Genomic DNA, 13,250 nt, shown 5'->3' with positions numbered 1-13,250 from the left:
GGACCTCGGGCGGCGAGTCGAAGGCCGTCGGCGTGCTGAAGGACGACTTGCAGAAGCAGGGCTACGTGTGGAAGGACTTCGCGGTCGCGGGCGGCGCCGGCGCCGCGGCGATGACCGCGCTGAAGACGTCTGGCAAGCCCGTGATGCTCGACTTCTACGCGGACTGGTGCGTGAGCTGCAAGGAGATGGAGCATCTGACGTTTACCGACGCTCGCGTGCAGGCGCGTCTCGCCCAGCTCCACCTCGTGCGCGCGGACGTCACCGCGAACAATCCGGACGACCAGGCGCTGCTCAAGCGCTTCAACCTGTTCGGGCCGCCGGGCATCATCTTCTTCGATCGCGGCGGCAACGAGATCGGGCGCGTGGTCGGTTATCAGGCGGCCGAGACGTTCCTGCGCAGCCTCGACCGCGCCGCCGTCCCGACGGTGTAGCGAACGAGGGCGTTCGACGCGGCATCGGCTTCGATCGCCGGTAAACAAAAAACGGCGGAACACCGAAGTGTCCCGCCGTTTTTCGTTGGGCCTGCCGGCGCGCGATCAGCGCTGCGCTTTCAGCAGGCGCGCGGCGTCGAGCGCGAAGTACGTGAGCACGCCGTCGGCGCCGGCGCGCTTGAACGCGAGCAGCGATTCGAGCACGACCTTGTCGTGGTCGAGCCAGCCGTTCATCGCGGCCGCCTTCAGCATCGCGTATTCGCCGCTCACCTGGTACACGTAGGTCGGGAAGCGGAACTCGTCCTTCACGCGGCGCACGATGTCGAGATACGGCATGCCGGGCTTGACCATCACCATGTCGGCGCCTTCGTCGATGTCGAGGCGCACTTCGCGCAGCGCTTCGTCGCTGTTCGCTGGATCCATCTGGTAGGTCATCTTGTTGCCCTTGCCCAGGTTGGATGCCGAGCCGACCGCATCGCGGAACGGACCGTAGAACGCCGACGCGAACTTCGCCGAATAGGCCATGATCCGCGTGTGGATGTGGCCGTCGCTTTCCAGCATTTCGCGGATCGCGCCGATGCGGCCGTCCATCATGTCCGACGGCGCGACGATGTCGACGCCGGCTTCAGCCTGCGCGCGCGCCTGATCGATCAGGATCTCGATCGTGTCGTCGTTGATCACGTAGCCGTTCTCGTCGAGCACGCCGTCCTGGCCGTGGCTCGTGTACGGGTCGAGCGCGACGTCGGTCAGCACGCCGAGCTCGGGGAAGCGTTTCTTCAGCTCGCGCACCGCGCGCGGAATCAGGCCTTCCGGATTGGCTGCCTCGCGGCCGTCGGGCGTCTTCACCGATGGCTCGATGGCGGGGAACAGCGACAGCACGGGCACGCCGAGTTCGACGCATTGCTCGGCGACGTGCATCAGCAGATCGACCGACACGCGCTCGACGCCGGGCATCGACGGCACCGGCTGCCGTTCGTTGGTGCCTTCGACGACGAACACCGGGTAAATCAGGTCGTCGGTGGTCAGGCGGTTTTCGCGCATCAGGCGGCGGGAGAAGTCGTCGCGGCGCATCCGGCGCGGACGATGAAGCGGATGGAAGCTCATGGCGATTTGGCAGAAATCAGGGCGGTAAGGACCTTACGGAACCCTTAGGTGATTTTTGAGAGCGTTGGTATATGATAGCGATCGAGCGGCACGCGTCGCGTGCAGCTCCCCGCTTCTCCTCCCTGAGCGGGTGCCTGTCGTTTTTCGATTAGGCTGTTTGACCCGCCGTCCAACGGCGGGTTTTTTTATGAGCCGGCCGAATCCGCAGGCGCCATCAGGTGCGCGCCGCCGATCCCGGCCGCGCGTTGCCCGATCATTGTGCTACAGGCTCGCCTTTTTCGTCGGCGACGGACGGCCGCACCCAGCTCTCGATCAGCTCATGTGCCTCGTCGAGCCCCGTGCGCTTCAGCGCGGAGAACAGCTGGACCGTCAGCTTGCCCTGGACGCCCTGGTCGCGATACGCATCGAGCCCCTTTTGCGTGGTCCGCAGCGCGTTGATGCTTTCCTGGCGCGTCAATTTGTCGCACTTGGTCAGCAGCGTGTGGATCGGCTTGCCGGTCGGCGTGAACCACTCGATCATGCGGCGATCGAGGTCGGTCAGCGGACGGCGCGAATCCATCATCAGGATCAGGCCGCAGAGCTGCGAACGCGTCGCGAGGTAGGACGACAGCAGCATCTCCCAGTGCGCCTTGGCGGCGCCGGGCACTTCCGCATAGCCGTAGCCGGGCAGGTCGACGAGGTTCGCGACGGGCTCGGCGGCCGGGCCGACGGAGAAGTAGTTGATATGCTGCGTGCGGCCGGGCGTCTTCGACGCGAAGGCCAGCCGCTTCTGGTTGCACAGCACGTTGATCGCCGTCGACTTGCCGGCATTCGAGCGGCCCGCGAACGCGATTTCCGGCTGGACCGTCGGCGGCAGGTCGCGCAGATGGTTGACGGTCGTGTAGAAGCGGGCTTGATGGAGCAGAAAGGCCATGGGAACCGGAAGGACGGGCGGCGCGAGCCGCTTGGTGGAGGCGGGGTAGCCCCGATAGGCGCGGGAGCTTTCAACGCGATATTGTACAATACGGCGGTTTTACCGAAGGCCACCCGGCGCCTGCCTCGCGCTTTTATGTGGCTTCTGCGGTAGACTGGTCGCCGTCGTTTTTTGCAGAACCTCAAATTCCCACAAGACGAAACAGGGTGTGCGAATGAATCGACTGTGCAAGTCTCTGATGGTGCTTCAGGTTGCAGCAGGGTTCGTAGGTTTCGTAGCGGAGGCAAACGCGGCGGATGCGGCAAAGCCGGATCTCGACCGCGGCAAGGCGATTGCCGGGCAGGTCTGCGCGTCGTGTCACGGCGCCGACGGCAATAGCGCATCGGCCAGTTTCCCGAAGCTGGCCGGCCAGCATCCCGAATATCTGGTCAAGCAGCTGAACGACTTCAAGACGCAGCCGGGCGCGAAGGGGCCGGCGCGCAACAACGCGGTGATGGTCGGATTCGCGAGCGCGTTGAGCGCGGACGACATGCGCAACGTCGCCGCGTACTACGGGTCGCAGACGACGAAGCTCGGTACCGCACGCGACGCGGCGACCGTGCCGGTCGGCCAGAAGATCTATCGCGGCGGCATCGCGGAGAAGGGCGTCCCTGCCTGCGCGAGCTGTCACGGGCCGACGGGGCAGGGGATGCCGGTCCAGTATCCGCGTCTGTCGGGGCAGTGGGCCGATTACACGGTCGCGCAGTTGACCGCGTTCCAGCAGGGTGCCGGCGCGCGCAACAACAACGAGGCGATGCATCAGATCGCCACGCGCCTGTCGGACAACGAGATCAAGGCCGTCGCGGATTACATCGCGGGCCTGCGTTGACCGGCCGGTCGCGAACCGAATGACCGGTCGCCCGCAGGGCGGCCGGAGCCAGAACAAGAAAAGGGTGGGGCGCCGCGCCAGTGCGGCCGCCTTGCCCTTTTTTGTTGTCAGTTGGAGTTTGAATGAGCGTTACCACGTCGGGGTTGCAGTCGAAGTCGGGTCAGGGTGCGTCGAGGCGCGCGGTCGAGTTGCTGAGCTCGATGCGCTTCGCGATCGCGCTGCTGGTGGTGCTGTCGATCGCGAGCATCATCGGGACGGTCCTGACCCAGGACGATCCGTATCCGAACTACGTGAACCAGTTCGGGCCGTTCTGGGCGGACATCTTCCGCTCGCTCGGCCTGTACAACGTGTACAGCGCGTGGTGGTTCATGCTGATCCTGATCTTCCTCGTCGTGTCGATCTCGCTGTGCGTGATCCGCAACGCGCCGAAGATGCTCGCCGATGCGAAGAGCTGGAAGGACAAGGTCCGCGAAGGCAGCCTGCGCGCGTTCCACCACAAGGCCGAGTACTCGGCTTCCGGCACGCGCGCGAGCGTCGCGGCGACGCTCGCCACGTTCGTCACCAAGGCCGGCTACAAGCACGTCGTGCGTGAAAACGACGGCGCGACGCTGATCTCCGCGAAGCGCGGCGCGATGACCAAGTGGGGCTACATCTCCGCCCACCTCGCGATCGTCGTGATCTGTATCGGCGGCCTGCTCGACAGCAACCTGCCGATCAAATTCCAGATGTGGATGTTCGGCAAGAGCCCGGTCAACACGAGCGCGACGATCAGCGAGATCTCGCCCGACCATCGGCTGTCCGCGTCGAACCCGACGTTCCGCGGCTACGCGTGGGTGCCCGAGGGCCAGTTCGTGTCGACCGCGATCCTGAACCAGCCGAGCGGCTCGCTGATCCAGGATCTGCCGTTCTCGATCCAGCTGAACAAGTTCATCGTCGACTACTACACGACGGGCATGCCGAAGCTGTTCGCGAGCGACATCGTCGTGATCGATCGCGAGACCGGCCAGAAGATCCCGGCGCGCGTCGAGGTCAACAAGCCGTTCACGTACAAGGGCGTGTCGATCTACCAGTCGAGCTTCCAGGACGGCGGCTCGCAGATGCAGATGACGGCCTACCCGATGACGGGCGGCAGCGCGACGACCCTTCCCGTGAAGGGCACGATCGGCAGTTCGGCGCCGCTGCAGGTGCCCGGCGCCGACGGCGACACGATCGAGTTCTCCGATTTCCGCGCGATCAACGTCGAGAACATGGCCGACGCGAACGGCAAGCCGGACGTGCGCGGCGTCGCGACGACGAGCTCGCTGAAGGAAGTGTTCGACGAGCGGCTCGGCTCGGGCGCGAAGACGTCGAAGCCGACGCAGCTCCACAACATCGGCCCGTCGGTGCAGTACAAGATCCGCGGCAAGGACGGCCAGGCGCGCGAATTCAACAACTACATGCTGCCCGTCGACATGAACGGCGAGCGCGTGTTCCTCGCCGGCGTGCGCGCGAGCCCGAACGATCCGTTCCGCTACATGCGGATCCCGGCCGACAGCCAGGATTCGATCGGCGAATGGATGCGCCTGCGCGCCGCGCTGGAGGATCCGGCCGTGCGCGCCGAGGCCGCCGCGCGCTTCGCGCAGCGTTCGCTGCCGGGCACCGACGCATCGCTGCGCGGCCGCCTGCAGGACAGCGCATCGAAGGTGCTGACCCTTTTTGCTGCAAGCGACGACAGCGTCGGCCGCGGTGCCGACGGCCAGCCGGTCGGCGGCTTCCAGGCGGTGGCGACGTTCATCGACCGCTCGGTGCCGAAGGCCGAGCAGGAGAAGGCGGCGAGCCTGCTGCTGCGGATGCTCGAAGGCTCGATGTGGGAGGTCTGGCAGATCGCGCGCGAGCGTGCCGGCGAGCCCGCCGCCCAGCAGGGCACCGAGACGATCCGCTTCGTGCAGAACGCGATCAATGCGCTATCCGACAGCTTTTTGTATGGATCGCCGGTCTATTTGCAGCTTGACTCATTCAAGCAGGTGCAAGCTTCGGTATTTCAGTTGACGCGCGCACCCGGCAAGAATCTGGTGTATCTTGGCAGCCTGCTGCTGGTCGCCGGCATCTTCTCGATGTTCTACGTGCGCGAGCGGCGCCTCTGGTTCTGGCTGAAGGACGCCGGTTCGGGCGTCGATGTGGTGATGGCGATGTCCACGGCCCGCAAGACCTTCGATTTCGAGAAAGAATTCGTGCAGACGCGCGACGCGGCCGGCGTCGCCTTGCGCGCCGCACCTCGCGACGCCGCGCCCGCCGGTGCGGCATCGACGGCCCGCCCGCCTGCCGGCGGCGGTTCCGATTCCGAGAATTCCACCCGGTAACATCATGGATCTCACGCAAGTTTCCTCTTCCCGTGCGGCGTCGGCCCAGGCGCCGGTTTCGTCGCCGCTGTTCGACGACCGTCCTTTCCTCGCGCGCCTGTCGCTGTTCGACTGGCTGTTCGCTCTGGCGCTCGTGGCGGGCGCGGGCTATGCGCTCGTGCACTACAACGCGCACATGGATTACTACGACAAGGCGGTGATGATCGGCACCGTGCCGGCGCTCGTCGCGCTCGGCTGGCGCTGGAAGCCCGCGCGGCTGATGATGGCGTCGATCGCCGTGCTGTCGCTGCTGTCGATCCAGATCTACCAGGGCGATCTCGCGCGCGCCGATTCGGCGTTCTTCCTCAAGTACTTCCTGTCGAGCCAGTCGGCGATCCTGTGGATGAGCGCGCTGTTCGTGCTCGCGACGATCTTCTACTGGATCGGCCTGCTCGCGCGCTCGGAAACGGGCGCCGCGATCGGCCAGAAGCTCACGTGGGTCGCCGTGCTGATGGGCTTCACGGGGCTGATGGTGCGCTGGTACGAGTCCTACCTGATCGGCTCGGACGTCGGCCACATCCCGGTTTCGAACCTCTATGAAGTGTTCGTGCTGTTCAGCCTGATTACCGCATTGCTGTACCTGTATTACGAAGGCCACTACGGCACGCGTTCGCTCGGCGCGTTCGTGCTGCTGGTGATCAGCGCGGCGGTCGGCTTCCTGATGTGGTACTCGGTCGCGCGCGATGCGCAGCAGATCCAGCCGCTCGTGCCGGCGCTGCAGAGCTGGTGGATGAAGATCCACGTGCCGGCGAACTTCATCGGCTACGGCAGCTTCGCGCTGTCGGCGATGGTGTCGGTCGCGTACCTGATGAAGGAGCGCGGCGTGCTCGCCGATCGCCTGCCGACACTCGAAGTGCTCGACGACGTGATGTACAAGTCGATCGCGGTCGGTTTCGCGTTCTTCACGATCGCGACGATCCTCGGTGCGCTGTGGGCAGCCGAGGCATGGGGCGGCTACTGGAGCTGGGACCCGAAGGAAACCTGGGCGCTGATCGTATGGCTGAACTACGCGGCGTGGCTGCACATGCGGCTGATGAAGGGCCTGCGCGGCGCGGTCGCTGCATGGTGGGCGCTCACCGGCCTGCTGGTCACGACGTTTGCGTTCCTCGGCGTCAACATGTTCCTGTCGGGGCTGCACAGCTACGGCAAGTTGTAAGATTTCCGCCGCTCGTCCGACTATCGAACCGCCGGTGCACTGCGTGCCCGGCGGTTTTGTTTTGTAACGGGCGGGCGAACCGGGCGTCGAACGGCGCACCACGGGCCGGGTCGAACGCTCATGAAGCATGCGCGCCGCGCATGCAGGAGGAACAGCACGATGTGGATCAAACGCCCTTTGCGGAACGTACTGACCGGCGGTGATATTTCGTCCAGCGAGGTCACGCCGCGCGCGGTATTCGAGAACCGGCGGCGCGTATTGCAGGCGGCCGGCCTCGCGGCGGCGGGCGGGCTGCTCGGCGGCAGCGGCGCGGCATTCGCCGCGTATGCGTCGCCCGACGCGCGGGCGACGAAGCTCGCGGCAAAAACGAATCCGAAGTTCGTCGCCGCCGACAAGGTGACGCCGTTCAAGGACATCACGTCCTACAACAACTTCTACGAGTTCGGCACCGACAAGAGCGACCCGGCGCAGAACGCCGGCACGTTGCGGCCGCGCCCGTGGCGTGTGAGCGTCGAGGGCGAGGTGCTGCACCCGAAGGTGTTCGATCTCGACGAACTGATGAAGCTCGCGCCGCTCGAGGAGCGCGTGTACCGGCTGCGCTGCGTCGAGGGATGGTCGATGGTGATTCCGTGGATCGGTGTGCCGCTGTCCGAGCTGATCAAGCGCGTGCAGCCGACCGGCAACGCGAAATACGTGCAGTTCATCACGCTGGCCGATCCGTCGCAGATGCCCGGTCTGTCGACGCCCGTCCTCGACTGGCCGTATTCGGAAGGGCTGCGGATGGACGAGGCGATGAACCCGCTGACGCTGCTGACGATGGGCGTCTACGGGCAGGTGCTGCCGAACCAGAACGGCGCGCCGGTGCGGATCGTCGTGCCTTGGAAGTATGGCTTCAAGAGCGCGAAGTCGCTCGTGAAGATCCGCTTCGTCGACAAGCAGCCGAAGACGAGCTGGAACACCTACGCGTCGAACGAGTACGGCTTTTATTCGAACGTGAATCCGAACGTCGATCATCCGCGCTGGAGCCAGGCGACCGAGCGGCGCATCGGCGAGGACGGCTTCTTCACGCCGAAGCGCAAGACGCTGATGTTCAACGGCTACGGCGATCTCGTCGCGTCGATGTATCAGGGCATGGACCTGAAGAAGAACTTCTGAACGCGACCGTGAGAAACGACATGCCTCCTCCGACGCTCACGCCCGCGCGTGCCGCGGGCGCCGGGCCGGCCGCGCGCGCGGCGCGAAACGGTGCGGTCCGACCCGCCGCGCCGCGCTGGCTCGTGCCGGCCAAGGTGCTGGTGTTCGCGGCCGGCCTCTATCCGCTCGCGCGTCTCGTGCTGTTCGGGCTGACCGGCCGGCTCGGCGTGAATCCGATCGAATTCATCACGCGTTCGACGGGCCTCTGGACGCTCGTCTTGTTGTGCATCACGCTCGCCGTCACGCCGCTGCGGCGCATGACGGGGTTCGCCGCGCTGCTGCGTTTTCGCCGGATGATCGGGCTGTTCGCGTTCTTCTACGCGACGCTGCACTTCACGACCTACCTGTGGTTCGACAAGTGGTTCGACGTCGTCGCGATCCTGAAGGACGTCGGCAAGCGTCCGTTCATCACGGTCGGCTTTGCCGCGTTCGTGCTGCTGATCCCGCTCGCCGCGACATCGACGCGCGCGATGGTGCGCCGGCTCGGCCGCCACTGGGCGACGCTGCATCGCACGATCTACGCGATCGCGCTGTTCGGCGTGCTGCACTTCTGGTGGATGCGGGCCGGCAAGCACAATCTCGCGCAGCCGAAGCTCTATGCGGCCATCGTCGCCGTGCTGCTCGGCTGGCGGCTGATCGCATGGGGATGGCGGCGCGTGCGTGACGGCGCGGCCTGGAAAAACAAAAGGCGATGACTGGAAGTCATCGCCTCGTTTCGCCGGCCGCGCGTGCGGCCTCGCGTCGTTACTTCGCGGCGGCCGGGCTCGATGCCGGCGCGGGCATGGTCGATGCGCCGCTCGACAGCTCGGGCGACAGCGTGAGCGGCGAGCCCGACGTGTCGGGTGTGTCGTCGGACGACGCGTTTTCATCGGTCGGTTTCACGTCCGACGGCGGCGTATCCTGCTGCTGGAGCGGCTTGGGCATCGGAGGCACGGTGGGCAGATAGAGCGCGCCGCTTTGACCGCAGCCGGCAAGAATCGCCAAAGCCGCTACAATCGCGCTCATCCGGAAAACGACTCGCATGATCGTCCCTGAACAATTGAACCGATAGAGTTTAGCATGTCCGATACCGAATACCTGACCCGTGCCGAGGCCGTGCTGATGGCCGTCGAGCGTACCGTCGACGCCGCGAACGACGGCGACCACGACATCGATCTGGAGCGTAACGGCAGCGTCCTGACGCTGACGTTCGAGAACGGCTCGAAGATCATCGTCAACCTGCAGCCGCCGATGAAGGAAGTGTGGATCGCCGCGAAGGCGGGCGGATTCCACTACCGTTTCGTCGACGGTCAATGGCGCGATACGCGCACGGGCACCGAGTTCTTCTCGGCGCTCTCCGAATACGCGACCCAGCAGGCCGGCTTGCCGATCACGTTCAGCCTGTGACGTGCCGGGGCGCCGGAGCCCGAGCGTTGCCGCCAAAGAAAAAGCGCCCCGCGGGGCGCTTTTTTCATGTCCGGGCCGTGTGTCAGTGGCCGCGGAACAGGTTCATGATGTCCTGCTTTTCCTGTTCGTCGACGTGCGGGACCGCTTCGTCGACGCCCTGCGCGGCCGGTGCCTGCGGTACGCCGACCGTCGACACGAAGCCGTGACCCGGCGTGAATTCGGTGAAGTACAGCTCGCTGCCGAGCGATTCGACACCGTCGGGCATCGTCGGCTTGAACTCGGGCACGCCCTTCAGCGCCGCGCCCATGTAGTCGATCCAGACCGGCAGCGACAGGCCGCCGCCCGTTTCGCGATCGCCGAGGCTGCGCGGGTTGTCGTAGCCGATCCACGCGATCGCGGCGAGCGTGTGCTGGTAGCCGGCGAACCACGCGTCGTGCGAATCGTTCGTCGTGCCGGTCTTGCCCGCGAGGTCGGTGCGCTTCAGGATGTTGGTCCGTGCGCCCGTGCCGCGCTGCGCGACGCTCTGCAGCAGGCTGTTCATCACGTACGCGTTGCGCGCGTCGATCGCGCGCGGCGCGTTCTGCTCGGCGACGAGCGGTTGCGCGCGGGCGACGATCGCGCCGTTCGGATCGGTGACTTCGGCGATCAGGTAAGGATTGACGCGGTAGCCGCCGTTCGCGAACACCGAGTACGCGCCGGCCATCTGCAGCGGCGTGACCTGGCCGGCGCCGAGTGCCATCGGCAGGTAGGCCGGATGGCGCTCGGCGTCGAAGCCGAAGCGCGTGATGTACTGCTGCGCGTACTTCGTGCCGATGTGGTTCAGGATCCGGATCGACACGAGGTTGCGCGAGCGCTGCAGCGCGGTGCGCATCGACATCGGGCCTTCGAAGCCGCCGCCGTAGTTCTTCGGCTCCCACGGCTGGCCGCCCGTTTCCGCGGCACTGAAATACAGCGGGCCGTCGTTGATCACGGTGGCCGGCCCGAGGCCCTTGTCGAGGGACGCCGAGTAGATGAACGGCTTGAACGACGAACCCGGTTGCCGCCACGCCTGCGTGACGTGGTTGAACTTGTTCTTGTTGTAGTCGAAGCCGCCGACGAGCGAGCGGATCGCGCCATCCTGCGGGACGATCGACAGGAACGCGCCTTCGACCTGCGGCAATTGCGTGATCGACCACTTGCCGGTGTCGTTCTTCACGACGCGCACGATCGCGCCGGGGCGGATGCGGCGGTTCGGCTGCGCGTTGGCCGACAGCGCGCCCGACGCGAAGCGCAGGTTGTCGCCCTCGATCGTCGCCGTGCTGCCGTCGATGAATGCCACCGTGATCTGGCGCGGGCTCGCGGCCGTGACGACCGCGGCAATCAGCTCGCCGTTGTCGGGATGTTCGAGCAGCGCGTCGTCGATCGCCTGTTCGCGGTCGTCGGCACCGGCGGGCAGCTCGATGAAGCCTTCCGGCCCGCGATAGCCGTGGCGGCGCTCGTAATCCATGATGCCCTTGCGCAGCGCGGTGTACGCGACCTGCTGGTCCGCGGAATCGATCGTCGTGACGACGTTGAAGCCGCGTGTGTAGGTTTCCTCGCGGTACTGCGCGTACATCATCTGTCTGACCATTTCCGCGACGTACTCGGCGTGCACGCTGAAATCGCGTCCCGGGCCCTTGACGACGAGCGGTTGCGCGACGGCTTCGTCGTACTGCTCGCGCGTGATGAAGTTCAGCTCGAGCATCCGCTGCAGGATGTATTCCTGGCGCACCTTCGCGCGTTTCGGATTGACGACCGGGTTGTACGCGGACGGCGCCTTCGGCAGCCCCGCCAGCATCGCGGCTTCCGCGAGGCTGATGTCCTTCAGGTCCTTGCCGAAATAGACCCGCGCGGCGCTCGCGAAGCCGTACGCGCGCTGGCCGAGATAGATCTGATTCATGTAGACCTCGAGAATCTGATCCTTCGTCAGCGCGCGCTCGATCCGGTACGCGAGCAGCATCTCGTAGATCTTGCGCGTGTAGGTCTTCTCGCTCGACAGGAAGAAGTTGCGGGCGACCTGCATCGTGATCGTGCTCGCGCCCTGCGACGCGTGGCCGTTCGTCAGCGCGACGAAGCCGGCGCGGATGATGCCGGTGAGGTCGACGCCGCCGTGATCGTAGAAGCGCGCGTCCTCGATCGCGAGGATCGCCTTCTTCAGCGAGTCGGGCACGTCCTTGAAATGCACGACGTCGCGGCGCTCCTCGCCGAATTCGCCGATCAGCACGTGATCGGACGTATAGATGCGCAGCGGCACCTTCGGGCGATAGTCCGTCAGCGCGTCGAGCGACGGCATGTTGGGCCAGGCGATGACGAGGGCATAGCCGAGCACGAGGCCGCCGGCCACGACGGCGGCCACGCACATCGCGGCGAAGCCGAGCAGGACTTTTTGCCACCAGGGCCGCTTCTTCTTCGGCTCCGGGGCGGGAGGCGGGGACGTAGGAGTCGTGGATTGCATAGGCACACCGGAAAACAGTCCCGCGATTATAGCTGCCCGGTAACACCGGTCCTGGCGCGGGGGGTGCCCGCCGGCAAGCCGCGGGTCGGCGGGCCGCCAGTATGACCCGCGCACGGCCGCCGCCGGCCGCTGCTGGCCGTTTGGCCGACTGTCGGCCCTGCAAGCCGCTTTGCAGAATCAGGTCTCGGCAACGTGGCGTGGGCCGCGACGATTTCGGGAGGCTGGGATGGCGGGACGATGGGTAGCGCGGTTGGCGCAGGGCAAGCACCGGTCGACGGGGATCGACATCGGCGCGGACGAGCTGAGGGTGGTCGTGCTGAGCCGGCGCGGCCGGGGCGCGGACGTGCGGGTCGACGGGCTCGAGCGGGAGCCTGTCGGATTGTGCGGCGGGCCGGAAGACGCGCGCTGGGCCGCGGTCGCGCGGGCGCTGGCGGCAGCCGTCGCGCGGCTGTCGGCGGCCGACGTGCGGTGCGACACGCGCGGCGTGATGGCGTTGCGCGATGACGAGATACGTACCGCGACGCTCGACCTGGCCGGGCGTCACGACATCCCGGACGCCGCGCGGCAGGCGGCCGAGCGCATCTCGGGGCTGGCGCCGGACAGTTTCGCGTTCGACTGGCGGCAGCACGGCGGCGCGCGATCCGGTGAAATCGCGGTGGCCGTGGCCCCGCTGGCGCTGCTGGAGCGGCGGATCGACGTGGCCGCCCAGGCCGGTATCGACCTGACCGCGGTCGACGGCGAGTCGGCCGCGATGCTGCGCGCGTTGCGCTATGCCGCTCAGTTCGAACTCGACGCGCAGGGTTCGTACGTCGCGCTCTGGTTCCGCGACTCGGAGGTGCGAGGCTGGCGAATCGAAGGGCCGCTGGCGGTTCCGGTGCTCACGCTGTCCGGCCTCCCTCCGGAGGCGCTTCCCGATGCGCTGCGCCGGTGCGCGCTCGGCGCCGTGCGCCGTGTGTTCGTCGCCGGGGACGAGCGAAGCATCGCGCGCTTCGATACGTCCGTCGCGGAGATTGGCGACGTGCTTGGCTCGGCGGTGGTGCCGTTCGACTGCACGGGCTGGGACGGGCAGCCATGCGCGCCCGGCGGCATGCCGGGCGGCCCGGCATTCGCCGTCGCATTCGGGCTGGCGTTGCGCGGGGTGTGGGAATGATGGTCGACCAGGCGGCACTCGGCGGCTTCAACCTGCTGCCGTACCGCGAGCGGCGGGCGCACGCGTTGCGGCGTCGCCGGGCTGTGCAGTGCGGGGCGGCGATCCTGCTCGGCGTGCTCGGCGCCGCACTGTGGACGGGCGCGGCCACCTGGATGCGGTGGCGCGCGGACGCCGCGCGCATAGGCGTGGAGACGCGG

At 66.7% G+C, this 13,250-nt stretch carries 12 protein-coding genes and 1 pseudogene; 9 read left to right on the top strand and 4 right to left on the bottom strand.

Annotated elements, in window-relative coordinates; genetic code table 11:
* A partial coding sequence (locus G3N62_RS30620; RefSeq protein WP_241013253.1) for a thioredoxin family protein occupies positions 1-431 on the top strand: 431 nt, incomplete at its 5' end.
* Between the two features lie 105 nt (positions 432-536).
* On the opposite strand, the gene hemB is transcribed toward G3N62_RS30620, so the two are convergent.
* Both hemB and yihA read right to left on the bottom strand, forming a co-directional pair.
* Entirely contained in the window at positions 537-1,535 is a 999-nt protein-coding gene (gene hemB, locus G3N62_RS30615; protein ID WP_021161736.1) for a porphobilinogen synthase, read from the bottom strand.
* Between the two features lie 253 nt (positions 1,536-1,788).
* The gene (yihA, locus tag G3N62_RS30610; RefSeq protein WP_034189856.1) at positions 1,789-2,448 is read right to left on the bottom strand and encodes a ribosome biogenesis GTP-binding protein YihA/YsxC; all 660 of its coding nucleotides are present in this window, start codon (positions 2,446-2,448) and stop codon (positions 1,789-1,791) included.
* A 214-nt stretch (positions 2,449-2,662) separates the two neighbouring features.
* Here yihA and G3N62_RS30605 point away from each other — a divergent pair, with 214 nt between their 5' ends.
* The 5 genes from G3N62_RS30605 (at position 2,663) to msrQ (ending at position 8,739) form a co-directional block, all read left to right on the top strand.
* Positions 2,663-3,316, top strand: a complete 654-nt coding sequence (locus G3N62_RS30605; protein WP_034189855.1) for a c-type cytochrome — start codon at positions 2,663-2,665, stop codon at positions 3,314-3,316.
* Positions 3,317-3,438: 122 nt separating this feature from the next.
* Positions 3,439-5,655 carry a cytochrome c biogenesis protein ResB gene (locus G3N62_RS30600; RefSeq protein ID WP_034189854.1) on the top strand — a complete coding sequence of 739 codons (2,217 nt, stop codon included), beginning with the start codon at positions 3,439-3,441 and terminating at the stop codon, positions 5,653-5,655.
* A 4-nt stretch (positions 5,656-5,659) separates the two neighbouring features.
* A complete protein-coding gene (gene ccsB / locus G3N62_RS30595) occupies positions 5,660-6,850 on the top strand; it encodes a c-type cytochrome biogenesis protein CcsB (protein WP_049035624.1) in 1,191 nt (396 codons plus the stop codon).
* Positions 6,851-7,009: 159 nt separating this feature from the next.
* Entirely contained in the window at positions 7,010-8,005 is a 996-nt protein-coding gene (msrP, locus tag G3N62_RS30590) for a protein-methionine-sulfoxide reductase catalytic subunit MsrP (protein ID WP_034189863.1), read from the top strand.
* A 20-nt stretch (positions 8,006-8,025) separates the two neighbouring features.
* Entirely contained in the window at positions 8,026-8,739 is a 714-nt protein-coding gene (gene msrQ, locus G3N62_RS30585; RefSeq protein WP_124670928.1) for a protein-methionine-sulfoxide reductase heme-binding subunit MsrQ, read from the top strand.
* 49 nt (positions 8,740-8,788) lie between these two features.
* Here the strand turns inward: msrQ and G3N62_RS30580 are convergent, their stop codons facing one another.
* Complete coding sequence (locus G3N62_RS30580; protein ID WP_034189851.1) at positions 8,789-9,067, bottom strand: lipoprotein; 279 nt, start codon at positions 9,065-9,067, stop codon at positions 8,789-8,791.
* A gap of 36 nt (positions 9,068-9,103) precedes the next feature.
* Between G3N62_RS30580 and cyaY the strand changes: the two genes are divergently transcribed.
* Positions 9,104-9,430 carry an iron donor protein CyaY gene (gene cyaY / locus G3N62_RS30575; protein WP_034189850.1) on the top strand — a complete coding sequence of 109 codons (327 nt, stop codon included), beginning with the start codon at positions 9,104-9,106 and terminating at the stop codon, positions 9,428-9,430.
* An 82-nt stretch (positions 9,431-9,512) separates the two neighbouring features.
* Here the strand turns inward: cyaY and G3N62_RS30570 are convergent, their stop codons facing one another.
* Positions 9,513-11,903 (bottom strand): penicillin-binding protein 1A, encoded by a 2,391-nt coding sequence (locus G3N62_RS30570; RefSeq protein ID WP_069706027.1) that lies wholly within the window; start codon positions 11,901-11,903, stop codon positions 9,513-9,515.
* A gap of 226 nt (positions 11,904-12,129) precedes the next feature.
* Here G3N62_RS30570 and G3N62_RS30565 point away from each other — a divergent pair, with 226 nt between their 5' ends.
* Both G3N62_RS30565 and G3N62_RS30560 read left to right on the top strand, forming a co-directional pair.
* Positions 12,130-13,053, top strand: a complete 924-nt coding sequence (locus tag G3N62_RS30565; RefSeq protein WP_124670927.1) for a competence protein ComA — start codon at positions 12,130-12,132, stop codon at positions 13,051-13,053.
* Positions 13,050-13,250 (top strand): annotated as a pseudogene (locus tag G3N62_RS30560) (fimbrial protein); the annotation flags it as partial. The gene G3N62_RS30565 and the pseudogene G3N62_RS30560, both read left to right, overlap by 4 nt.

The sequence above is a fragment of the Burkholderia sp. Tr-20355 genome (assembly GCF_017104685.1).
In the GTDB taxonomy this organism is placed as follows: domain Bacteria; phylum Pseudomonadota; class Gammaproteobacteria; order Burkholderiales; family Burkholderiaceae; genus Burkholderia; species Burkholderia seminalis.
Note: the sequence above shows the minus strand (reverse complement) of the source record. Positions and strands in the feature narration are given on the sequence as shown.